The sequence below is a fragment of the Mitsuaria sp. 7 genome (assembly GCF_001653795.1).
In the GTDB taxonomy this organism is placed as follows: Bacteria; Pseudomonadota; Gammaproteobacteria; order Burkholderiales; family Burkholderiaceae_C; genus Roseateles.
Genome location: NZ_CP011514.1, coordinates 58,830 through 80,608, shown reverse-complemented (window position 1 = coordinate 80,608; position 21,779 = coordinate 58,830). Strand labels below are relative to the sequence as shown.

At 68.3% G+C, this 21,779-nt stretch carries 20 protein-coding genes; 12 read left to right on the top strand and 8 right to left on the bottom strand.

What is annotated here, in order from left to right:
• Positions 1-5: 5 nt before the first annotated feature.
• Complete coding sequence (locus ABE85_RS00315) at positions 6-881, bottom strand: IclR family transcriptional regulator (RefSeq protein WP_231993191.1); 876 nt, start codon at positions 879-881, stop codon at positions 6-8.
• Positions 882-1,010: 129 nt separating this feature from the next.
• Here ABE85_RS00315 and ABE85_RS00310 point away from each other — a divergent pair, with 129 nt between their 5' ends.
• From ABE85_RS00310 to ABE85_RS00285, 6 genes are all read left to right on the top strand, one after another.
• Positions 1,011-1,964, top strand: coding sequence for an MBL fold metallo-hydrolase (locus ABE85_RS00310; RefSeq protein WP_067269051.1), 954 nt, complete (start codon positions 1,011-1,013; stop codon positions 1,962-1,964).
• A gap of 35 nt (positions 1,965-1,999) precedes the next feature.
• Complete coding sequence (locus ABE85_RS00305) at positions 2,000-3,724, top strand: FAD-dependent oxidoreductase (protein ID WP_067269050.1); 1,725 nt, start codon at positions 2,000-2,002, stop codon at positions 3,722-3,724.
• Positions 3,715-3,987, top strand: a complete 273-nt coding sequence (locus ABE85_RS00300) for a DUF2783 domain-containing protein (RefSeq protein WP_067269048.1) — start codon at positions 3,715-3,717, stop codon at positions 3,985-3,987. The genes ABE85_RS00305 and ABE85_RS00300 overlap by 10 nt, the downstream gene beginning before the upstream one ends.
• Positions 3,984-5,357: a homogentisate 1,2-dioxygenase gene (hmgA, locus tag ABE85_RS00295; protein WP_067269046.1), complete on the top strand. Its 1,374-nt coding sequence runs from the start codon at positions 3,984-3,986 to the stop codon at positions 5,355-5,357. The genes ABE85_RS00300 and hmgA overlap by 4 nt, the downstream gene beginning before the upstream one ends.
• 14 nt (positions 5,358-5,371) lie before the next feature.
• Complete coding sequence (gene fahA, locus ABE85_RS00290; protein ID WP_067269045.1) at positions 5,372-6,700, top strand: fumarylacetoacetase; 1,329 nt, start codon at positions 5,372-5,374, stop codon at positions 6,698-6,700.
• Positions 6,701-6,901: 201 nt separating this feature from the next.
• Positions 6,902-7,660: a YdiY family protein gene (locus tag ABE85_RS00285; RefSeq protein WP_067269044.1), complete on the top strand. Its 759-nt coding sequence runs from the start codon at positions 6,902-6,904 to the stop codon at positions 7,658-7,660.
• 49 nt (positions 7,661-7,709) lie between these two features.
• On the opposite strand, the gene ABE85_RS00280 is transcribed toward ABE85_RS00285, so the two are convergent.
• Positions 7,710-8,582, bottom strand: a complete 873-nt coding sequence (locus ABE85_RS00280; RefSeq protein WP_067269043.1) for a LysR family transcriptional regulator — start codon at positions 8,580-8,582, stop codon at positions 7,710-7,712.
• 135 nt (positions 8,583-8,717) lie between these two features.
• On the opposite strand from ABE85_RS00280, the gene ABE85_RS00275 reads away from it, so the two are divergent.
• Genes ABE85_RS00275 through ABE85_RS00265 form a run of 3 tightly spaced genes read left to right on the top strand, consistent with a single transcriptional unit; the run spans position 8,718 to position 11,403 of the window.
• On the top strand, positions 8,718-9,719 hold the full coding sequence (locus ABE85_RS00275) for a tripartite tricarboxylate transporter substrate binding protein (RefSeq protein ID WP_067269042.1): 1,002 nt from the start codon (positions 8,718-8,720) through the stop codon (positions 9,717-9,719).
• Positions 9,720-9,769: 50 nt separating this feature from the next.
• Positions 9,770-10,489 (top strand): RraA family protein, encoded by a 720-nt coding sequence (locus ABE85_RS00270; RefSeq protein WP_067281523.1) that lies wholly within the window; start codon positions 9,770-9,772, stop codon positions 10,487-10,489.
• The gene (locus tag ABE85_RS00265) at positions 10,486-11,403 is read left to right on the top strand and encodes an NAD(P)-dependent oxidoreductase (RefSeq protein WP_067269041.1); all 918 of its coding nucleotides are present in this window, start codon (positions 10,486-10,488) and stop codon (positions 11,401-11,403) included. Before ABE85_RS00270 ends, ABE85_RS00265 begins: the two co-directional genes overlap by 4 nt.
• 30 nt (positions 11,404-11,433) lie before the next feature.
• On the opposite strand, the gene ABE85_RS00260 is transcribed toward ABE85_RS00265, so the two are convergent.
• A complete protein-coding gene (locus tag ABE85_RS00260) occupies positions 11,434-13,554 on the bottom strand; it encodes a DUF6600 domain-containing protein (protein ID WP_157521804.1) in 2,121 nt (706 codons plus the stop codon).
• 204 nt (positions 13,555-13,758) lie between these two features.
• Positions 13,759-14,295 carry a peptide deformylase gene (gene def / locus ABE85_RS00255; RefSeq protein WP_067269038.1) on the bottom strand — a complete coding sequence of 179 codons (537 nt, stop codon included), beginning with the start codon at positions 14,293-14,295 and terminating at the stop codon, positions 13,759-13,761.
• Positions 14,296-14,350: 55 nt separating this feature from the next.
• Here def and ABE85_RS00250 point away from each other — a divergent pair, with 55 nt between their 5' ends.
• The 3 genes from ABE85_RS00250 (at position 14,351) to ABE85_RS00240 (ending at position 16,799) form a co-directional block, all read left to right on the top strand.
• Complete coding sequence (locus ABE85_RS00250) at positions 14,351-15,346, top strand: MBL fold metallo-hydrolase (protein ID WP_231993190.1); 996 nt, start codon at positions 14,351-14,353, stop codon at positions 15,344-15,346.
• A 176-nt stretch (positions 15,347-15,522) separates the two neighbouring features.
• The gene (locus ABE85_RS27230; protein WP_067269036.1) at positions 15,523-16,152 is read left to right on the top strand and encodes a hypothetical protein; all 630 of its coding nucleotides are present in this window, start codon (positions 15,523-15,525) and stop codon (positions 16,150-16,152) included.
• Entirely contained in the window at positions 16,149-16,799 is a 651-nt protein-coding gene (locus tag ABE85_RS00240; protein ID WP_067269034.1) for an RES family NAD+ phosphorylase, read from the top strand. The genes ABE85_RS27230 and ABE85_RS00240 overlap by 4 nt, the downstream gene beginning before the upstream one ends.
• A 101-nt stretch (positions 16,800-16,900) precedes the next feature.
• Here the strand turns inward: ABE85_RS00240 and ntrC are convergent, their stop codons facing one another.
• From ntrC to glnA, 4 genes are all read right to left on the bottom strand, one after another.
• Positions 16,901-18,391, bottom strand: coding sequence for a nitrogen regulation protein NR(I) (gene ntrC, locus ABE85_RS00235; protein ID WP_067269032.1), 1,491 nt, complete (start codon positions 18,389-18,391; stop codon positions 16,901-16,903).
• A 42-nt stretch (positions 18,392-18,433) separates the two neighbouring features.
• Entirely contained in the window at positions 18,434-19,531 is a 1,098-nt protein-coding gene (gene glnL / locus ABE85_RS00230) for a nitrogen regulation protein NR(II) (protein ID WP_067269031.1), read from the bottom strand.
• Between the two features lie 63 nt (positions 19,532-19,594).
• Positions 19,595-20,131 (bottom strand): hypothetical protein, encoded by a 537-nt coding sequence (locus tag ABE85_RS00225; protein WP_231993189.1) that lies wholly within the window; start codon positions 20,129-20,131, stop codon positions 19,595-19,597.
• 228 nt (positions 20,132-20,359) lie between these two features.
• Entirely contained in the window at positions 20,360-21,778 is a 1,419-nt protein-coding gene (gene glnA / locus ABE85_RS00220; protein ID WP_067269029.1) for a type I glutamate--ammonia ligase, read from the bottom strand.
• Position 21,779 lies beyond the last annotated feature (1 nt).

Here is a 21,779-nt window from a genome sequence, read left to right as displayed (position 1 = left end):
AAGCCTCAGCCAGGAAAGCGTCCACCGATCTCCCGCATCAACGCCGTCGCCGCGCCGGTGAGCCCACGCGCCACGGCGCCCTCCCATTCCGCATCGAACGCCCCCGACGGCCCGATCGCCGTCAGAGCCAGCGCCATCTGCGCATCGCTGTCGAAAACCGGCACGGCCAGCGCGCTGACGCCTTCGACGATGCCGCCCACCGAGCGGTGCAGCACCCGGCCGCGGATCTCCGCCAAGGTCGCTGAGAACGCCGTCCACGTCGGCAACTCGCGCGGCCGGTCGTGCGGCCCCACGCGCGCCAGATCCGCAGGCCCCTTGCGCCGCGCTTCCGCGAGCATCGCCTTGATCTCCGCCTCCGGCCGGTAGGCCGCGAACAGCGGCCCCGACGCGGTGTCCGACAGCGACACCACCGTCCCGTGCCGCATCGTCACGTGCACCGCCGCCGGCGACGCCGCCGTGCGCACGATCGTCGCGCCCTGCGAGCCCCACACCGCGATCGCCACCGTGTGGCCGATCTCCTCGGCCAGCGCCTCCAGACGCGCCGTCGCCAGGCGGATCGGGTCGATCTGCTGCATGCCGATCAGACCCATTTCCATCGCCAACGGGCCCAGACCGTAGTAGCCCGTCGCCGCGTCCTGCCGCATCAGCCCGAGCTTGCAGAAGCTCACCAGGTAGGGATGCGCCTTTGCCGGGCTCATCTCGGCCGCCTGCGACAGGGCCTTCAGCGGCAGCGGCTGGCCGCGCGCCGCCGCGGCCTTCAGCAGCCGGCCGCCCACTTCGATGCTCTGGATGCCGCGTCGGTCCTCGCGGTCCTCCCGGTCATTGGGCTCCTCGCGATCGTTGGCGTCCGGCACGTCGTCGGCGATGTCTGGCATGGTCATTTCGCTATTGTTGAACGAATTCAGCGACACGGCTATATTTGCATCCAACAAACGAATTCCGTTTTGCTGAATTCATTCAGCACCCGCCTTCCCCCATCCTTCCCCCTCAGCCAACGCCCGGGACACGCCATGACCAAGCAGTTCGCCAGCCACGCCGACGTCGAGGAGAAGCAGGTCTCCTTCGTCAAGCTCAGCGACAACGCCTATGCCTATACGGCCGAGGGCGACCCCAACACCGGCATCATCATTGGCGACGACGCGGTGATGGTCATCGACACGCAAGCCACGCCCGTGATGGCGCAGGACGTGATCCGTCGCATCCGCGAGGTCACCGACAAGCCCATCAAGTACGTCGTGATGAGCCACTACCACGCGGTGCGGGTGCTGGGTGCGTCGGCGTATGAGCCCGAGCACATCATCGCGAGCCGCGATACCTACGACCTCATCGTCGAGCGCGGCGAGCAGGACAAGGCCAGCGAGATCGGCCGCTTCCCGCGGCTGTTCCGCAATGTCGAATCGGTGCCCGCAGGACTCACCTGGCCCACCATCACCTTCCAGGGCGCGATGAGCGTGTGGCTCGGCAAGCTCGAAGTGCAGCTGCTGCAGCTCGGCCGCGGGCATACGAAGGGCGACACCGTCGCGTGGCTGCCGGAGCAGAAGATCCTGTTCTCCGGCGATCTCGTGGAATTCGACGCCACGCCATATGCCGGCGACGCGTACTTCAGCGAGTGGCCGCAGACGCTCGACAACCTGGCCGCGCTCAAGCCCGACGCGCTGGTGCCTGGACGCGGCGCCGCGTTGACGACGCCTGAGTCCGTCGCGCAAGGGCTGGCCGGGACGCGCAGCTTCATCGCCGACCTGCACGCCTCCGTGAAGGCAGGCGTCGCCGCGGGCAAGGAGCTCAACGCCGTCTACAAGGACACCTACGCCGTGATGAAGCAGAAGTACGGCCACTGGGTCATCTTCGACCACTGCATGCCCTTCGACGTCACGCGCTGCTATGACGAGGTCACCCAGTTCCGCGATCCGCGCATCTGGACCGCGCAGCGCGACCAGGAGATGTGGCAGACGCTCGAAGGCTGAACGCCAGCGCTGCCTCAACGACCCGCGAGCACGCGATGGATACCGCCGTCGACTACCAGCGCATCGTCTATCCCTACCGCCGCAGCGCGGACCAGGATGCGCATCAGCGCGGCCAGGTCGCTCGCCATCCGGTGGTCGTCGTCGGTGCCGGTCCTGTCGGGCTCACGGCGGCGATCGACCTCGCGCTGCAGGGTGTGCCCGTGGTGCTGCTCAACAACGATGGGCGGCTCTCCGTCGGCTCGCGCGCGTTGTGCTTCGCGAAGCGGACGCTGGAGATCCTCGACCGCCTCGGCTGCGGTCAGCGGCTGGTGGACAAGGGCGTGTCCTGGGGCGTCGGCCGCGTGTTCTTCCGCGACGAGCAGGTCTACCAGTTCAACCTGCTCGCCGAGTCCGGCCACCAGCGGCCGGCCTTCGTCAACCTGCAGCAGTACTACGTCGAAGGATTTCTCGTCGAGCGCGCACTCGAACTCCCGCTGGTCGATCTGCGCTGGCATCACGGCGTGACCGGACTGACGCAGCATGACGATCACGTCGCGCTCGAGATCGAAACGCCTGAGGGTCCGTACACGCTGCTCGCCGATCACGTCGTCGCCTGCGACGGATCGCGATCGACGATGCGCAAGCTGATCGGTGAGGAGAGCCATGGCCGCACGTTCAAGGACCGATTCCTCATCGCCGACGTGCGCATGAACGCGCCCTTCCCCGCCGAGCGCTGGTTCTGGTTCGATCCGCCCTTCCATCCGGGTCAGAGCGTGCTGCTGCACCGGCAGCCCGACGGCGTCTGGCGCATCGACTTCCAGCTTGGCTGGGAGGCCGATCCTGAACTCGAGAAGCAGCCCGCGCGCATCCTGCCGCGCGTGCGCACGCTGATGAACGCAGCGTCGATCGCCGCGGGTGGCGACGGCGCGGTGCCCGAGATCGAGCTGGTCTGGGCGAGCGTCTACACCTTCGCCTGCATGCGCATGGACCGCTTCCGCCACGGCCGCATCCTGTTCGCGGGCGACGCGGCGCATGGCGTGTCCCCGTTTGGCGCACGAGGCGCCAACTCCGGCATTCAGGACGCGGACAACCTCGCATGGAAGCTGGCGGCGGTCGTGCAGGGGCGCGCGCCGGATGCGCTCCTCGACACGTATGCGCGCGAGCGAGAGATCGCCGCTGACGAGAACATCCTGAACTCGACGCGCTCGACGGACTTCATCACGCCGAAGAGCGACATCAGCCGGATGTTCCGCGACGCGACCTTGACGCTCGCCAAGGATTTCGACTTTGCACGCCGGCTGGTCAACAGCGGACGGCTCTCGGTGCCGACGGTGCAGTACGGCATGCCCGCTGCGGACGCACCGATCGCCGTCGACGGCCGCGATGACTGGCTGTTGCGCCAGATGCAGCCGGGCCGATTCACAGTGATGGTGTTCGCCCAGGCCGACGAAGGGAGTCGGGGTCAACGGGTGCGGGTGGGGCCGGAATGGGGCTTGGGGGTCCAGGAGGGATCCCCCATGCCCCGTGGAGAGCCCGCGCCTGGCGACGCGGAGTCCGGGCTCCACGCGATGCTCACGCTCCACATCGACGATGCGCTCGACGCACAGGGGCTGGTGCGAAAGCGCTACGACGCTGCCCCGGGCGCGGTGGTGTTGCTGCGCCCTGACCAGCACGTCTGCGCGCGTTGGCGCAAGATGCCGACGGGGGAAGCGATCGAGGCGGCGATGCGCCGTGCGCTTGGCCACGACACGCCCTTCGAGGAGCCCGCCGCATGCCGCTGATCACCGCTCCTAACTTCGACGCCGGCGACGATTTCTACGAAGCGCTGCTGAGCGCGCATCATGGGCTGGACGTCGACGCCAGCCATGCCTTCAACGCGCGCCTGATCCTGCTGCTCGCCAATCACATCGGCCGGCAGGATGTGCTGCTCGACGCGCTGTCCGCGGCGGCCCGCGCCAATCCGGTTCCTCCGGTTTCTCCAGTTCACCCAGCTTCCATCGATGCCCCCACCCCGGGCGACGCTTCCCCACGAGGACAAGCATGAACGCACCAGAGACTCTCCGTTCGCCCGAGGCGACCGGCACGGCGCCGAGCGCGCTGAACTATCAGAGCGGCTTCGGCAACCAGTTCGAGACCGAGTCCGTTCCCGGCGCCTTGCCCAAGGGCCGCAACAGCCCGCAGCGCGCGCCGATGGATCTCTATCCGGAGTTGCTGTCGGGCAGCGCCTTCACCGCCCCGCGCGTGGAGAACCGCCGCACCTGGCTGTATCGCCGCCAGCCTTCCGTCGTGACGGGCGCGTTCCATGCCTACGAACAGCCGTTCTGGACCAGCGGTGCGGCAGGCGGCGTCGCGGCGCCGCCGGACCCGTTGCGCTGGCATCCGTTCCCGATGCCCGAGACCCAAGCGAATGCGGCGGGTGTCGACTTCGTCGACAGCATCAAGACCATCGTCAGCAACGGCGATCCCGACGCGCAGGTCGGCATGGCATCGCTGATCTACGCGTTCAACCGCCCGATGACCCGCCGCGCGCTGATGAACGCCGACGGCGAGATGCTGATCGTTCCGCAGGAAGGCGGGCTCCGGCTCACGACCGAGATGGGCCTGCTGGACGTCGTACCCGGCGAGATCGCGTTGATCCCGCGCGGTGTGAACTTCCGCGTCGAGGCCCTCGACGGCCCGGATGCCAACGCCCGCGGCTACGTCTGCGAGAACTACGGCGCGGCCTTCCGGCTGCCTGAACTCGGCCCCATCGGCTCCAACGGCCTGGCCAACCCGCGCGACTTCCTCGCACCCGTCGCGGCGCATGAACCCGACGGCGCGCCGTACGAAGTCATCCGCAAGACCGGCGGCGCGCTGTGGCGCAACGCGCAGGCGGTGACGCCGTTCAACGTCGTCGCCTGGCACGGCAACCTCACGCCGCTGAAGTACGACACCAAGGACTTCATGACGATCGGCTCGATCAGCTTCGATCATCCCGATCCGTCGATCTTCACCGTGCTCACCTCGCCCAGCGACACGCCCGGCACGGCCAACTGCGACTTCGTGATCTTCCCGCCGCGCTGGCTGGTGCAGGAGGACACCTTCCGTCCGCCCTGGTACCACCGCAACGTGATGAGCGAGTTCATGGGCCTGATCTACGGCCAGTACGACGCCAAGCCCGAAGGCTTCCGTCCCGGCGGCGCGAGCCTGCACAACTGCCTGGTGCCGCACGGCCCCGACGCCGAGGCCTTCGAGGCCGCCAGCACGCGCACACTGACACCGCAGAAACTCGATCACACGCTGGCCTTCATGTTCGAGAGCCGCTGGCGCTTCCGGCCGTCCGAGTGGGCGCTCAACGGCGGCGCGCTCGACGCGAACTACGCCGCCTGCTGGGGCGCGCTGAAGGACAAGTTCCATCCGAATCCCTCCGAATGACAAGGCCTGACCCCATGACTGACCTCGACCTCGACCACACCCACGACCCCGCGCTGCGCAGCTGGATCGCCGCCGCGAATGCGCCGGACACCGACTTCCCCATCCAGAACCTGCCGCTGGGCATGTTCCGCATGGCCGGCTCGACCGGCTCGTTCCGGCCCGGCACAGCAATCGGCGACCAGGTGCTGGACCTGATCGCCGCCGCCGATCTGGGCGCGCTGTCCGACGGCCTCGGCGCGGTGCTGCGCACCTGCGAAGGCCTCGGCCTGAACCCGCTGATGGCGATGGGCCCGGACCTGCGCCGGCAGCTGCGCCATGAGCTCATCGCCGCCTTGAACGCGGACGCGGGATCCACGTCGTCCGAGCAGCTCGCGCCGGCGCTCAAGGCGATGACCGACGTCGAGATGACGCTGCCCTGCCGCATCGGCGACTACACCGATTTCTACGCCGGCATCCATCACGCGACGACGGTGGGCAAGCTGTTCCGCCCCGACAACCCGCTGCTGCCGAACTACAAGTGGGTGCCCATCGGCTATCACGGCCGCGTGTCGTCGATAGGCGTGAGCGGGCAGACCTTCCGTCGCCCCGTCGGCCAGACGCGTGCGCCCGATGCGGAGCTGCCGAGCTTCGGCCCGATCAAGCGGCTCGACTACGAGCTGGAGGTCGGCGCCCTCGTCGGCACCGGCAACGCGCAGGGCCATCCGATCGCGATCGGCGACGCCGAGCAGCATCTGTTCGGGCTCGTGCTGTTGAACGACTGGTCGGCGCGCGACATCCAGGCCTGGGAGTACCAGCCGCTGGGGCCCTTCCTGTCGAAGAGCTTCGCGACGACGCTGTCCCCGTGGGTGATCACGATGGAGGCGCTGGCGCCGTTCCGCCGCGCGTTCGCGCGGCCCGAGGGCGATCCGCAGCCGCTGCCGTATCTCGACGGCGCGGCCAACCGCGATCGCGGCGCGATCTCCATCCGTCTGGAAGTCCATCTGCAGACCCGCGCGATGCGCGATGCCGGCGAGGCGCCGGCGAAGCTCATGGCCTCGGACTTCGCCGATGCCTACTGGACCGTCGCCCAGATGCTCACGCACCACGCGAGCAACGGCTGCAACCTGCAGCCGGGTGATCTGTTCGGGTCGGGCACGATGTCCGGACCGGACAGCGGCCAAGGCGGCTCGCTGCTGGAGTTGACCAACGGCGGCAAGCAGGCGATCACGCTGCCCAACGGAGAGCAACGCCACTTCCTGCAGGACGGCGACAGCGTCGCGCTGGTCGGTCGTTGCGAGGCGCCGGGACGTCGCGCGATCGGCTTCGGACCGTGCGTCGGCACGGTCGTGCCCGCCGTGGCCTGATCTTCCGGATTGGCCGGCAGACGCGGCCGAGTCACACACCGACACATCATCAGTGGTTCGCGCTCACCCCGTCATGCCGGCGGGATGTCAGCGGAAGCCGACGGATGACGTCGGACGGGAGCCAGACCGTGCGCATTGCAGACGCACGGGATCGGAGGTTGCCGAAGCAGGCGCATGTTCACTCTTCCCAAAGGAATCGACATGCCGCCGACGCGCCTCCTCGCCGCCGCCTGCCTTGTTGCAACGCCCCTGCTCTCCTTCGCCCAGGTCACCGTCAAGGACGACGGCCAATGGCGCGCGCTGTTCACCGCCGGGGCCAGCCTCTCGTCGGGCAACAGCGACTCGACGACGGTCAACCTGAGCGGCGAAGCCGTGAAGGCCACGAAGACCGACAAGCTCTCCTTCAACGGCCGCGCGCTGTACCTGAAGAACGACGACGATGAGGCCGAGCAGCGCTATGCCTTCGGCACGCACTACCAGCGCGACATCAACGACCGCATCTTCGGCTTCGGGCAGTTCGATGCGCTCAAGGACGAGCCCGCGAACCTGTCCTCGCGACTCTCCGTCGGCACCGGTCTCGGTTATCACCTGATCAAGCAGGACAACGTGACCTGGGACGTGTCCACCGGTGTGGGCTACACCCGCGAGCGCTACGTCGAGCCGTCCGTCATCGACGGCGTCGCCCGCGATCGGTATTCCCACACCGAGCTGCTTTTCGCCGAAGAATCGAACCACAAGATTTCCGACAACACGACGCTCAAACAGCGCCTGGCCTATCTGCCAGACCTGCGCAACAGCGGCGAATTCCGCGCCACCTTCGACGGCGGCATCTCAGTCGCGATGACCAAGCGGTTCAGCCTCACGGCCACCGTCCAGCACCGCTACGACAGCAACCCCGGCGACGGGCTGAAGAAGAACGATACGCTGTTCATCACCGGCGTGTCGTACAGGATCGATTGATCGATTGATGGTCGATTGACCGGGCGCCGGCTTGGCGACGCAGCGCTGCTCAGCTGAGCAGCGCGATCAGACGCGTCGCCGCCGGCGGGAGGTAGGCCTGCGCGCGATGCGTCACCACGAGGTGGCGGCGCATCGTGGTGTCCTTCAGCACGACCTCCCGCAGCGATCGCAGGCGGCCGGGGCCTTCGAGGTGCCGTCGTGAGATGAAGCTCAGCAGCCCCGTCTCGGCGATCAGCGCGGGCAGCATCTGCAGCGAGCTGCTTTCCACCTGCACGACCGGTCGCGGCAGCCCGTGACGATCGAAGCTGTGGTCGAGCCAGTCGCGCGTCGGCGCGCCGGCCGGCTGCAGCACCCAGCGATATTCGCCAAGCGCCTTCAGGCTGGTCTTCCCGGCGAAGACCGGGTGCTTCGCGCTGGCCGCGACGACGACGGCATCCTCGACCAGCCGCTGTGAGACGAAGCCCGCTTCCGCGCGCCGCTCGGTGCCGACGATCAGATCCAGTTCTCCCGCTCGCAGCATCGGCATCAGCGCGTCCACCAGCGCGACCGTCGTCTTCAGCGTGACCTCCGGCGCTTCCTTGAGCAGCCGGCTCACCGCCTTGGGCATCAGGAACTGCGCCGCCGTCGGCACGACGCCGACACGCACTTCGCCCGACAGGCCGCGTCCGATGTCGCTCATCTCGCGCTGCGCATCCTGCGCGTCGAAGCGCAGCTGTCGCGCCCAGCGCAGCATCACCTTGCCGGCCGGCGTCAGCCGGATGCCCCGCCCCGCGCGCTCGAAGAGCGGCGCGCCCGCCGCCTTCTCAAGACGCCTGATGGCACCGGTCAGCGCGGGCTGCGTGCGATGCAGGCGCTCGGCCGCCTGACCGACGTGCTCCAGCTCGGCGATGGTCTCGAAATAGCGCAGGTCGCGGAGATCCATGGCAAAAGCCCGGCTGATGAAAACGAAAGAATAATCGATTGGACCGGCGCGAAGCGACCGCCAATACTTGGCCTCGACAGCTTCAAGAACGCCCAGACCCCGGCCCACGGACCGGGGCGACACGGAGACAAATCCATGATTCGATCGATGCTCTCGCGCCGCGTGGCGCTCGCCACGCCGCTGGCCATGGCGCTTGCCATTCCGCTGGCCTTCAGCGCGACGCTGGCCGTCGCCGCGCCCTATCCGAACAAGCCCATCCGCGTCTACGTGCCCTTCCCGCCCGGCGGCGGCACCGACGTGATCGCCCGCGAGATCACGCAGGCGGTGGCGACTTCCGCCAAGTGGGTCTTCGTCATCGAGAACAAGCCCGGCGCCGGCGGCAACCTCGGCGTGGACGCCGCCGCCAAGTCGTCCAAGGACGGCTACACGCTGGTGCTCGGCCAGAGCAGCAATCTGTCGATCAATCCGTGGCTGTACGCGCGCATGCCGTATGACCCGACCAAGGACCTCGCGCCCATCGGGTTGGTGGCGCGGGCGCCGCTGGTGCTGGTGACCTCCGCCGATTCGAAGCTGAAGACCATCGCCGACGCCGTGGCCGCCGCGAAGGCCCGGCCGGGCGTGCTGAACTACGCCTCGGCCGGCAACGGCACCGTCGCGCATCTGGCCTCCGAGCTGTTCCAGAAGTCTGCCGGCGTGAAGCTGCAGCACGTGCCGTACAAGGGCGTGGGGCAGGCGCTCACCGACGTGGTCAGCAGCAACGTCGACCTCTACCTGTCGACCACGCCCTCGCTGCTCGGCCACATCCGCCAGGGCAAGCTGCGTCCGCTCGCGGTGACCTCGGACAAGCGGCTGCCGGAGCTGCCCAACGTGCCGACGCTGGCCGAGTCCGGCTTCAAGGGCGCGGAGTCGGCGACCTGGTTCGGCTTCCTCGCGCCCGCCGGCACGCCGCCGGAGATCGTCGCGCGCCTGAACAGCGAGTTCACGAAAGCGCTGCAGCAGCCCGCGCTCGTGAAGAAGCTCGGCGATGAAGGCGTTGCCGTCACCGTCAGCACCCCCGACCAGTTCAGCCAGCTCATCCGCCAGGACCTCGCCCGCTGGGGCAAGGTCGTGAAGGACGCCGGCATCAAGATCGATTGAAGGAGTACGCCATGAGTTCAGCCGCTGCATTGCCGCACGCGAAGGCCGGCATGAAGACCGACGAGAAGGCCGACGAGAAGGCCGCTCCCCTGCCCGACGTGATCCGGGACATCGAACGCACGCCCGAGGACGTGGTGGCGCGCGCCGCCGCGTATCCGTCCTCCATCCTGGCCGACGTCGCCGGCCGTCGCGGCGCGCTGCACGGGCGCATCCAGGGGCTGTCCCCGGCCATGCGCTTCGCGGGCACCGCCATCACCGTCGAGGTGCGGCCGGGCGACAACCTGATGATCCACGCCGCGATGGCGCTGGCCAGGCCGGGCGACGTCCTCGTCGTCGACGGCAAGGGCGACCTCTCGAGCGCGCTGATGGGCGAGATCATGTCGCAGCAGTGCGTGGCGCTGGGCATCGCGGCCGTCGTGATCGACGGCGCCGTGCGCGACAGCGAGGCGATCCGCGCGCTGGGCTTCCCGATGTTCGCCGCGGGTTTGAATCCGAACGGGCCGACGAAGTCGATCTCGGGCCGCTTGAACCATCCGGTCTCGATCGGCGGTGTGACGGTGCATCCGGGCGATCTGATCGTCGGCGACGCCGACGGCGTGACCGTGGTCGAGCGCGCGAAGGCCGCGTCGCTGCTGCCGCTTGCTGAAGAGAAGGTCGCCGCGGAGACGGCCCGCATCGCCGGCATCCGCGACCGGAAGGCGCTGCGTCCGGCCTGGCTCGACGGCGCGTTGCGCGCCGCCGGCGTGATCAAGGACGGAGAGACGCTGTGACCCGTCCCGTGCTGCTGGTCACCGGCGCGGACCTGGCGCCGCAGGCGCTCGCGCTGCTGTCGGACTTCGAGGTGATCTACGCCGGCAGGACGCCCAGCGAGGACGACATCGTCGACCTCTGCCGCGCGCGCAATCCGACGGCGATCATCGTGCGCTACAGCAAGGTGGGGGCCGCGGCGATCGAGGCGGCGCCCGCGTTGAAAGTGATCTCCAAACACGGCAGCGGCACCGACACCATCGACAAGGTCGCCGCGGCGGCGCGCGGCATCCAGGTCGTGGCCGCCGTCGGCGCCAATGCGGCCGCGGTCGCCGAGCAGGCGATGGCGCTGCTGCTGGCCTGCGCGAAATCGGTCGTCGCGCTCGACGCGCGCATGCGCGACGGGCATTGGGACAAGGCGACGCACAAGAGCATCGAGCTGGAGGGCCGCACGGTGGGGCTCGTCGGCCTCGGCGCGATCGGCCAACGCTTCGCGCGGATGGCTGATGCGATGGGCATGCGCGTGATCGGCTCCGATCCGTTCGCGAAGGACCTGCCCGCGTTCATCGAGCGCGTCGCGTTGGATCAGCTCTGGCGCGAGTCCGATGTGATCTCGCTGCACTGCCCGCTGACGGCGGACAACGCGGGGCTGCTGGGCGCCGATACGCTCGCGGCGTGCAAGCGCGGTGTGATCGTCGTCAACACTGCACGGGGCGGTTTGATCGATGAGGCCGCACTGCTCGAGGCCGTGCGCAACGGACAGGTGGCCGGCGCTGGCCTCGACAGCTTCGCGATCGAGCCGATGCCGGTGGACCATCCGTTCATCCACGAACCGCGCATCCTGCTCAGTCCGCACATCGGCGGCGTGACTGCCGATGCCTACGTGAAGATGGGGCTGGCCGCGGCGCGCAACGTGCTGGCCGCGCTCCAGAAATAGATCGAGGGGCTCGGGCCCCTCGTCTTTCGTTCAGCGTTCCATCTGACGGCCAGGGCCGTCGTTGCGACGCGGCGGGTCCACCGCACGAGGAGGCTCGGCAGCGCGGGGCGGTTCAGCGCGCGGCGCCGGACGAGGCGCCTCGACACGCGGCTGCTGCTGCGGTTGCGGCATCGGACGCGGGGCTTCGACGCGCGGCTGTTCCACCCGGGGCTGCTCCACGCGCGGCTGCTCGAACCGCGGCTGCTGCGGGCGCTCGAAACGAGGTTGTTCCGCACGAGGCTGCTCGAAGCGCGGCTGTTCAACGCGGGGTTGCTCGACGCGCGGCTGCTCCACGCGATCGGGGCCGCGATGGCGCCACTCGTTGCGATCGCCTTCACGACGCTCCGACGGACGTTGCACGTCCGGACCGCGCTGCGGCACCACCGTCTGCGCCGGCGGCGCGGTCGGTGTCTGCTGCGTTTGCGGCACCTGCGGTCTCACCGTCGCGATGTCGGGCTCGGGGCGGATCACGCCACGCACCGGACGGCTCTCGCCGGGGCGCGCGTCACTCGGACTGTCCGGACGACCATCGCCATTGCGGTCAATGAAGGGCCGCCCATCGTTCCGGCCGTCATTGCGCCCATCGTTCCGGCCACCGTTGCGACCGTCATTGGGTCCGTTGTTCGGACCGTTGTTCGGGCCGGTGCCGGGGCCATCCGGGCGCCCATCGTGATTGCGATCCACGAACGGACGACCTGCATCAGGACGCCCGTCCGGGCGGCCATCCGGGCGGCCATCGGCCTGCCCGATCGGACGCGGCGGCCACGAGCGCTGCGGCTGCAGCGCGGTCACCGGCAGCGGCGCCGAGACAGGCCGCTGCGTGTACAGCGCGCCATGGTCGCGCTCGTTCCGGTAGGTCGGCGGACGCTGGCCCGGCCGCACCACGGTGGCCGGATTGGCATCCGGATTCACTCGGCGCCAGTAGGCCTGGCTGTAGCGGAAGCCCGGGGTCCACGCCTCGCGCGGCGCCAGCGGCACCCAGCTGCCGTAGCGCGGCGGCGGCGGACGCCGGCCTCCGCCCACGACGACGCCGATGGAGATGCCCGGCCCGACGCCGCCCACCAGCGCCGGCGCATACGCGGGACGGCGCACATACGGCCCCGGCACCCAGCACCAGCGTTCACGGTAGTAGGCCCAGCGCCCGTAATGGAACGGGGCGAAGCCCCAGGGCATGTCGTCCACCCAGGTGTAGCCCCAGCGCGCGCTCCACATCCAGCGGCCGTAGCGGTACGGCGCCCAGTCGGCGACAACGACCTGCGGCACCCACACGGCGCCGTAGTCCGAGCTCTGCTCCCACGCGCCGTAGCGGGCGAGATCTTCAGCCCCGGTCATCTCCGGCGACACGTAAGGCACGCTCGTGCCGCTGCCGACCAGCGGCTGCACCGCGTCGCGGCTGTCTTCCAGCATCAGTCGCGCGAAGCCGTCCTGCTGCAGCGGCTGGCGCTCGGTGCGCGGGCCGTTGTCCCACCAGAACTCAGCCTGCTCGTTGGTGCCCAGCCAGACCGGCTGCGCGTCGGTCGCGCGCGAGTCGAAACGCAGCTTGCCCTGCCAGGCCTGCGCCTCGCTGCCGCGGTCGAGTTGCGTCACGCGGTACAGGCCCTCGCGCTCGAAGCCGAAGCGGCCCTCCAGCGTGCGCACCGTCCATTCGTCGGCCGACTCCTGGCCGCGCACGCGCAGGCCCACGGCGCCCTTCACGATCTGGACCGCGATGCGGTTGTCCGCGAGGGCGTTGAATTCGATCTCGCTGCGCTGGTCGATCCACAGCGTCGACGTACCGATGGTGATCGTGGCGCCGCTGCCGTCGTCGGAGCGCAGGCGATCGCCCTCGCCCACGCTCTGGTTGCGGTGCATCTGCACCCACTCGCGCTCATCGGCGTCGTACAGCCAGACGGACCCGGCCAGGTCGGCCAGCCGCCCCGCGCGCGACGGCGCATCCGCCATCGCCGGACCGTGCGCCAGCAGGGCCACCAGCGCGACCAGCACCAGGGAGGTCGCGACCCACCACCGGGACAGCGACCCGCGATCCTGCACACGGGCTCGCCCGGCGGCGTGCCGTCGGGGCGACGAACGATCTGGCGAACGATTCAGCGAGCGGGTCATCGAGTCAGTCATGGCCTTGAGCCTCCACCGGAATCCGGAGGAATGCGGACGCGGTTCCCCGCGATCGTTTCTTAACGCATCGGCGACGTGTCGGTGCACGCCTGCTTACAACTTGACGCCCTGTTGCGCGGAGGTCAAGCGCACGCCGTATCGCGCGCCGCCTGGTCAACAAGCCCTGGCACCCCGGCGCGCCCGGTGCGCCAGGTATGGCGATCGTCAATCGTCCGTGTTCGGATCCAGGCCCGGGAACAGGATCTCGGTAAAACCGAAGCGGCTGAAGTCCTTGATCCGCATCGGATACAGCATGCCGACCAGGTGATCGCACTCGTGCTGCACGACGCGGGCGTGGAAGCCTTCGGCCTCGCGGTCGATCAGGGCGCCGAAGGCGTCGAAGCCGCGATAGCGCACGCGGCTCATCCGCGGCACCACGCCGCGCAGCCCTGGCACCGACAGGCAGCCTTCCCAACCGTCTTCCGTCTCGTCGGACAGCGACTCGATGGTCGGATTGATCAGCACCGTCATCGGCACCGGCGGCGCCTCGGGGTAACGCTCGTTGCTCTGGAAGCCGAACACGACGACCTGCAGGTCCACGCCGATCTGCGGCGCGGCCAGACCGGCGCCGTTGGCGGCCTTCATCGTGTCGAACATGTCCTCGAGCAGCTGCTTCAGCGCCGGCGTGTCGAAGTCCTCCACCGGCTTGGCGTGACGCAGCAGGCGCGGATCGCCCATCTTCAGGATTTCTCTAACGGCCATGGCGAGGTCCTTGTAATCTGAACCCCATTCTAAGAACCCGACCCGGAGACTGCCCGTGAGCGCCACCACCGCCCTGCCCCCGGCCCCGGCATCGCTGCCGGCGTATCTGGAACCGCTCGTTCCCGGCGTCTTCGCCATCGACACGGCCTTCCAGCGCGACCATTTCGATGCGGCCTTCCTGATCGTCGACGGCGGCCGCGCGGCCTTCATCGACACCGGCACGCGGCTGGCGCTGCCGCGGCTGCTCGGCGCGCTGGAAGCGCTCGGCATTCCGCGCGACGCGGTGGACTGGGTGATCCCCACGCACGTGCACCTGGACCATGCAGGCGGCGTCGGTCCGCTGATGGCGGAGCTGCCCTCGGCGACCTTGCTGGTGCATCCGCGCGGACTGCGGCACATGGTCGATCCGTCGGCGCTGTGGGCTGGTGCGCTCGCGGTCTACGGGGAGGCGGAGATGCGCCGCTCCTACGGCGAACTGGTGGGCGTTCCGGAGTCGCGCACGCAGGCGAGCAGCGACGAGCAGCGCGTCGCCGTGGGCGGACGCGCGCTGCGGCTGATCGACACGCCGGGGCACGCGCGCCATCACCACTGCGTATGGGACGAGACCAGCGGCGGCTGGTTTACCGGGGACACCTTCGGGCTGTCGTATCGCGAGTTCGACGATCCCGAGCGCGGCGCCTGGATCATGCCGACGAGCACTCCGGTGCAATTCGAACCGGACGCGCTGCGCGCTTCCATCGCGCGGATGATGGCGACGCGGCCTTCGCGCATGTACCTGACGCATTACAGCGTCGTGGGTCGCGACGCGGCGGATGTCGAGCGACTCGCCGCGCTGCTGGTCGCGCAGATCGACGAGATGGAAGTGATCGCGCTGCGGCTGAAGGACGCGCCGGATCGGCATGTCGCGCTCAAGCGCGAGCTGCTCGCGCTGTACCAGCGCCGCGCGATCGCGCATTCCGGCGAGCGCATGCCGCCCACGCGCGTGGCGGCGCTGCTGGCCATGGATGTGGAACTCAACGCCCAGGGCCTGGGGATCTGGCTGGATCGCTAGAAGGTGCTCGAACTCATCGCGTGTCAGGTCGGCTCGGACACGGATCCGCTGATCGCGACCTGGGGATCAGCGCGCGTGGAGTAGCCGGAAGGACGCAGGACGTAAAGTTTTGATCGCTTGCCACGTCTGACATACTGAGAACGAGTTGCAGCAGATGTGGCAGATGAGGTTTGAACATGAAACTTGCATTGATCGCGGAAGACAAGCTCGGATCCCTGCCCAAAGGGGCCAAGCCGGTGCTGTTCGATGTTCCGGCGTCCGTCACACCCGCCGTACTCGCCTCGGTGGGCGACGCGTTGAGCAAGGCCCTCAACGTCTTGGGTGAAAAGCTCGCGATTGACTCAGACAAGTTGGCGTCCTTCCTGATTGAAGCTGCTACGCCGCCCACGGAACTCGTACGTGAGCGATATGAACGCTTCAGGACGATCGATACGCTGATGGCCACCACGGAATGGTTGACGGCTGCGGATATCCAATCGCGACACGGCGGCCATCCGCGGATCGTGGCCGACTGGAAGCGGCGTGGCCGAGTGTTCTCGGTGCGAGCGTCTGACGGTCGGGATCTTTTCCCCGCCTATCAATTCGATTCCGCCATGCAACCGCTGCCGATCATCAAGAAGGCTCTTGAGGCCTTTGGAGAATTGCCTGACCCCTGGGTCCTCGTCGCCTGGTTTCACTTTCCCAATGGATGGTTGGCCAGCGGCCCGGCCAACCGTCGGCGCTCAATGCCGCCGAAGGATTGCCTCGGCGACGAAGCCCGCTTGATCGATGCGATCCGGCAACGCACCGAGAGCTACGCGGGATGAGCTCAGGCGCCCTCCGGGCGCCTGGGTCAGATGAACGCTTCACGGTCAGGACGCTGCACCTCGACGACGTCGATCACTGGTACCGCATCTATGCGGTGACCGGCCGCAGCGCGGGCATGGGGCCCCTCAGCTTCAACCTCGGTTGGGGGCGATCCCGCTTTGCGCCGATCCAGTTGTCGGGCGCTGAGGCCCACACCTACTACGCTGCCAGCTCGCTCGACTGCGCGTTGCTGGAGTCCGTGCTGCACGACATCGACCTGGACCGCCCATCATTCTTCGATCTCACGCTGTTGAAGAACTACCGCGTTGCCAAACTGCGCATGCATGGTTCGATCCAGTACGTGAGCTTCCACAGCCACGACCTGCCGAGGTTGGGCCTGAGCCGCGGGCAACTCATCGAAGCGTTGCCTGCGGATCACCACCTCACACGTGCCTGGGCGCGCGCGGCGCTGGAACAGCGCGTCACCGCTCAAGCCATCGGCTACACGTCGCGTCGCAACGATGCGGGCCGGTGCTTGATGTTGATCGAACAACGCTTGCCACAACCGCCTTTCGAGATCATCGACGACGCGTCGTTGGGTGCTGCAGGGCGATTGCGATCGAGCACGCTCGAACTGATTTCCAGCCTGGGCATCGCGACGCTTTGACGGTTGCCTGTGTGCGCCGGTCACGCCTACGCAGCGCAAGCGAAACGGCGGCCATGAGGCCGCCGTTCGTGTTTCGTCATTGCGCCTGAGCGCAATGACACTTAGGCGTCGAGGTTGAGCTCCTGGATCTTCCGCGTGATCGTGTTGCGACCGATGCCGAGCTTCTGCGCGGCCTCGATGCGGCGGCCTCGCGTGAGGTCCAGCGCGGTCAGGATCAGGCTGGCCTCGAAGCGGCGCGTCAGCACGTCCCACACGTTGGGCTCGCCGGCCGCGAGCAGGCGTCTGGCCTCGCGCGCCATCTCCGCCACCCACGCGTCCGGGGACGGCGGAATCGGCACCGCCGGCAGCGGCATCGAGCTCGTCGACGCCGAACTCGTCAGCCCGCTCGCCAACGGCATCACGTCCGACGACATCGTCGCGGAGATCACCGATGCGCCCGGCTGCGTCAGCAGCTCCTGCGGCAGGTCCTTGGCTTCGACCACCAGGCTGGGCGCCATCACGCTCAGCCAGTGGCAGATGTTCTCCAGCTGCCGCACGTTGCCGGGGAAGTCGAAGTTCACCAGCCGCTGCAGCGCCGCTTCCGACAGGCGTTTCGGCTCCCCGCCGAGCTCGCCCGCGCTGCGCTGCAGGAAGTAGCGCGCCAGCAGCGGCACGTCCTCGCGGCGCTCGCGCAGCGGCGGCAGTCTCAGCCGGATCACGTTCAGGCGGTGGAACAGGTCCTCGCGGAAGCGGCCTTCCTTGACCAGCGTCTCGAGGTTCTGATGCGTCGCCGCGACCACGCGCACGTTCGCCTTCTGCGGGCTGTGCCCGCCGACGCGATAGAACTGGCCGTCCGACAGCACGCGCAGCAGGCGCGTCTGCAGGTCCAGCGGCATGTCGCCGATCTCGTCCAGGAACAGCGTGCCGCCCTCGGCCTGCTCGAAGCGGCCGCGCCGCGTCGCCTGAGCACCGGTGAACGCGCCGCGCTCGTGGCCGAACAGCTCCGACTCCAGCAGGTCCTTCGGGATCGCCGCCGTGTTGATCGCGACGAACGGTCCCTCCGCGCGCGGGCTGTGCTTGTGCAGCGCCCGCGCCACCAGTTCCTTGCCCGAGCCCGACTCGCCGGTGATCAGCACCGTCACGTGGCTCTGGCTCAGCCGGCCGATCGCGCGGAACACGTCCTGCATCGCCGGCGCCTGGCCCAGCATCTCGGGCATCTGCACCGTCTCGTGCGCACCGACGGCCTCGCGCTGGCTCTCTTCCTGAGCGCGCCGGATCAGCTCCACCGCGCGCGGCAGGTCGAAAGGCTTGGGCAGGTATTCGAAGGCCCCGCCCTGGAACGCGCTCACCGCGCTGTCCAGGTCCGAGTAGGCCGTCATGATGATCACCGGCAGCCCCGGCAGCTGCTTCTTGATCGTGCTCAGCAGCTCCAGGCCCGAGCCGCCCGGCATGCGGATGTCCGACACCAGCACCTGCGGCGTGTCCTCCTCCAGCGCGGCCAGCACCTCGCGGGTCTGGCTGAAGCTGCGCACCGGCAGCCCCTCGCGCGTCAACGCCTTCTCGAGAACAAAACGGATGGAATGGTCGTCGTCAACAATCCAGATCGACTTCATCTATGGCTCCCCTTTCCCTCGTTGTCGGCTTGTGGCCGCGGCTCAAGGCAAAGGCAGGGTGATTCGGAAATCGGTCCGACCCGGCTGGCTGTCGCAATCGATCATCCCCTGGTGCTGTTGGGCGATCGTCTGCGCCAGCGTCAGCCCGAGACCCGAACCGCCATCCCTCCCTGAAACCAGCGGAAAGAAGATGCGGTCCTTGATCTCTTCGGGCACGCCCGGGCCGTTGTCTTCGATATGCAATTCCAATGCCAAGCGCCACCGCTGCTTGCCGATGGTCACCTGCCGGGCCACGCGCGTGCGCAGCGCGATGAGGGCGTCACCCGCCCCGATGCGCTCGTGCAGCGCCTGCGCGGCGTTCTGGACGATGTTGAGCACCGCCTGGATCAGCTGCTCGCGGTCGCCGCGGAAGTCGGGCAGCGAGATGTCGTAGTCGCGGATCATCGTCAGCCCGCGCGGATACTGCGCCAGCACCAGCGAACGCACCCGCTCGCAGACCTCGTGGATGTTGACGTCGCCCACCACCTGCGCGCGCCGGTGCGGCGCCAGCAGCCGGTCGACCAGCGACTGCAGCCGGTCGGCCTCGTGGATGATGACCTCGGTGTATTCCTCGAGCTCCGGCCACAGGTCGGTGGGCTCCAGTTCCAGCGCCAGCAGCTGCGCCGCGCCGCGGATGCCGCCCAGCGGGTTCTTGATCTCGTGCGCGAGGTTGCGCGTCAGTTCCTTGGTCGCGTGGACCTGGTCGAGGTTGCGCTCCTCGCGGTCCTGGCGCGTCTGCTGCGCGTTCTCGATGAGCTCGATCACCAGCCGCTGCGGATCGTCGGTCTGGCTGACGATCACGTGCACCGGCAGCAGGTCGTCGTGCGTGCGCGGGCCGCGACGGATGGTCGCGTCGAAACGCGAACTCGAGAACGCGTTGCGGCTCACCTCTTCGAGCGCCTCGACGATGCGGCCGGTGTCGACGAACCATTCGAGCAGGTTGCTGCCCTGCACCGCGCGGCGCGGCAGGTTGAACAGCGTCTCGACGGCGGTGTTGGCGAACTCGCAGGTGCCGTCGGCACGGACCACGGCGACGAGCGTCGCCAGCAGGTCGAAGCAGGCGTACTGCGCGTCGTGGGGATCAGGGGTGGAGGTCTTCATGCGGTGCTGCTCTCGTCGCCAGGGACGCGCAACGCCGCGGCGGCCGGGCCCGCCAGCCCTCGATCAGAGGTTGGGCGGCGGCAGCTTGGCGAGCTCGCGCTTGATGGCCGCGACGTCGGCTTCCTGGCGGGACACGGAGGCCTTGAGCTCGGTCGTGCGGTCCAGGTACTTCTGGAAGTTGCGCTCGTCGCCGCGGCGCTCCGGCTGGCCGTTGTTGTATTCCTGCTGGGCCTTGGCGAGCTTGCCTTCGGCGTCGCGCAGTTCCTGCTCGAGGATGCGGCGACGGTCGTCGTCGCGGACGCGCTGGTCCTTGCCATCGACCTTGAGGTCACCACTCTGGGCTCCCGGACTGGGCGTCGTGGCGGCCGGGGCGCGCGGCTTGATCGGCGCGATCACGGAGATCGGCGTGCCCTCGATGCTGCGGCAGCCCTTGTCGGCGGCTTCCTTGGCGGACATCGCGTCGGTGTACAGCACCGGCGGACCGGGGCAGCGGTACACGATGCCCTGCGCCGAGGCCTGCCCGGCCACCAAGCCCGTCAGGGCGGCCAGCATCACCGCGTTCCACGAAGGTCCCACCCGCTTGTGCAGCGTCATCTGCATTCCCTGCTTCCCACTGACCAGAGTCGTCAGGCATTGTGACGCAATCGGTCACCGTCGGGCGAGCACGTGCGCTCACGCGCTGTTGCCAGGTGTTCGAGTGTGGATGGTCCGACACGGGCGTCTCAGGACTGAAAAAGAAAAGGGACGGCCGGAGCCGTCCCTGTGCGTGGTCGTGAACGTGCGGAGCGGGCCGTGCCGAATCGGTCATGGCGCTCTCCGCGCGGACGATCACAGCGAGTAGTACATGTCGAACTCGACCGGGTGGGTGGTCATGCGGAAGCGCTGGACTTCCTGCATCTTCAGCTCGATGTAGGCATCGATGAAGCTGTCGGTGAACACGCCGCCCTTGGTCAGGAACGCGCGGTCCTTGTCCAGATACTCCAGCGCCTGGTCCAGCGAGTGGCAGACGGTCGGGATCTTCGCGTCTTCTTCCGGCGGCAGGTGGTACAGGTCCTTGGTGGCGGCTTCGCCCGGATGGATCTTGTTCTCCACGCCGTCCAGACCGGCCATCAGCAGCGCGGCGAAGGCCAGGTACGGGTTGGCCGAGGGATCGGGGAAACGCGCCTCGATGCGGCGGCCCTTGGGGTTGGCCACGTACGGGATGCGGATCGAGGCCGAGCGGTTCTTGGCCGAGTAGGCCAGCTTCACCGGGGCTTCGAAGCCGGGCACCAGACGCTTGTACGAGTTGGTCCCCGGGTTGGTGATGGCGTTCAGCGCGCGGGCGTGCTTGATGATGCCGCCGATGTAGTACAGCGCGAAGTCGCTCAGGCCGGCGTAGCCGTCACCGGCGAACAGGTTCTTGCCGTCCTTCCAGACCGACTGGTGCACGTGCATGCCCGAGCCGTTGTCGCCGACGATGGGCTTAGGCATGAACGTGGCGGTCTTGCCGTAGGCGTGCGCGACGTTCTGGATGATGTACTTCTGCAGCTGCAGCCAGTCGGCGCGCTGGACCAGCGAGCTGAACTTGGTGCCGATTTCCATCTGGCCGGCGTTCGCCACCTCGTGGTGGTGGACTTCGACCGGAATGCCCATCTGTTCCAGGATCAGGCACATCTCCGAGCGCATGTCCTGGCCGCTGTCGACAGGGGGCACGGGGAAGTAGCCGCCCTTGACGGTCGGACGGTAGCCGCTGTTGCCGTGCTCGTAGTCCTTGCCGGTGTTCCAGGCCGCCTCTTCCGATTCGATCTTGACGAACGAGCCGGACATGTCGACGTTCCAGCGCACGCTGTCGAAGATGAAGAACTCGGGTTCCGGACCGAAGTAGGCGGTGTCGCCCAGGCCGGAGGACTTCAGGTAGGCCTCGGCGCGACGGGCCAGCGAGCGCGGGTCGCGCTCATAGGCCTTGCCGTCGGTCGGGTCGATCACGTCGCAGCTCAGGATCAGCGTCGGTTCTTCGTAGAACGGGTCGATGTTGGCCGTGTTCGGGTCCGGGATCAGCAGCATGTCGGACGCTTCGATGCCCTTCCAGCCGGCGATCGAGGAACCGTCGAAGGCGTGGCCTTCGGTGAACTTGTCTTCGTCGAAATGGGAGACGGGCACGGTCACGTGCTGCTCCTTGCCGCGCGTGTCGGTGAAGCGGAAGTCAACGAACTTGACTTCATGCTCCTTGACCAGGTTCATCACGTCGGCGACGGTCTTGGTGGCCATC

What these genes read in the sequence shown, in the direction of transcription:
- ABE85_RS00315 (WP_231993191.1), bottom strand. Translation starts at nt 881, where the DNA reads ATGACCATGCCAGACATCGCCGACGACGTGCCGGACGCCAACGATCGC.
- ABE85_RS00310 (WP_067269051.1), top strand. Translation starts at nt 1,011, where the DNA reads ATGACCAAGCAGTTCGCCAGCCACGCCGACGTCGAGGAGAAGCAGGTC.
- ABE85_RS00305 (WP_067269050.1), top strand. Translation starts at nt 2,000, where the DNA reads ATGGATACCGCCGTCGACTACCAGCGCATCGTCTATCCCTACCGCCGC.
- ABE85_RS00300 (WP_067269048.1), top strand. Translation starts at nt 3,715, where the DNA reads ATGCCGCTGATCACCGCTCCTAACTTCGACGCCGGCGACGATTTCTAC.
- hmgA (WP_067269046.1), top strand. Translation starts at nt 3,984, where the DNA reads ATGAACGCACCAGAGACTCTCCGTTCGCCCGAGGCGACCGGCACGGCG.
- fahA (WP_067269045.1), top strand. Translation starts at nt 5,372, where the DNA reads ATGACTGACCTCGACCTCGACCACACCCACGACCCCGCGCTGCGCAGC.
- ABE85_RS00285 (WP_067269044.1), top strand. Translation starts at nt 6,902, where the DNA reads ATGCCGCCGACGCGCCTCCTCGCCGCCGCCTGCCTTGTTGCAACGCCC.
- ABE85_RS00280 (WP_067269043.1), bottom strand. Translation starts at nt 8,582, where the DNA reads ATGGATCTCCGCGACCTGCGCTATTTCGAGACCATCGCCGAGCTGGAG.
- ABE85_RS00275 (WP_067269042.1), top strand. Translation starts at nt 8,718, where the DNA reads ATGATTCGATCGATGCTCTCGCGCCGCGTGGCGCTCGCCACGCCGCTG.
- ABE85_RS00270 (WP_067281523.1), top strand. Translation starts at nt 9,770, where the DNA reads ATGAAGACCGACGAGAAGGCCGACGAGAAGGCCGCTCCCCTGCCCGAC.
- ABE85_RS00260 (WP_157521804.1), bottom strand. Translation starts at nt 13,554, where the DNA reads ATGACTGACTCGATGACCCGCTCGCTGAATCGTTCGCCAGATCGTTCG.
- def (WP_067269038.1), bottom strand. Translation starts at nt 14,295, where the DNA reads ATGGCCGTTAGAGAAATCCTGAAGATGGGCGATCCGCGCCTGCTGCGT.
- ABE85_RS27230 (WP_067269036.1), top strand. Translation starts at nt 15,523, where the DNA reads ATGAAACTTGCATTGATCGCGGAAGACAAGCTCGGATCCCTGCCCAAA.
- ABE85_RS00240 (WP_067269034.1), top strand. Translation starts at nt 16,149, where the DNA reads ATGAGCTCAGGCGCCCTCCGGGCGCCTGGGTCAGATGAACGCTTCACG.
- ntrC (WP_067269032.1), bottom strand. Translation starts at nt 18,391, where the DNA reads ATGAAGTCGATCTGGATTGTTGACGACGACCATTCCATCCGTTTTGTT.
- glnL (WP_067269031.1), bottom strand. Translation starts at nt 19,531, where the DNA reads ATGAAGACCTCCACCCCTGATCCCCACGACGCGCAGTACGCCTGCTTC.
- ABE85_RS00225 (WP_231993189.1), bottom strand. Translation starts at nt 20,131, where the DNA reads ATGCAGATGACGCTGCACAAGCGGGTGGGACCTTCGTGGAACGCGGTG.
- glnA (WP_067269029.1), bottom strand. Translation starts at nt 21,778, where the DNA reads ATGGCCACCAAGACCGTCGCCGACGTGATGAACCTGGTCAAGGAGCAT.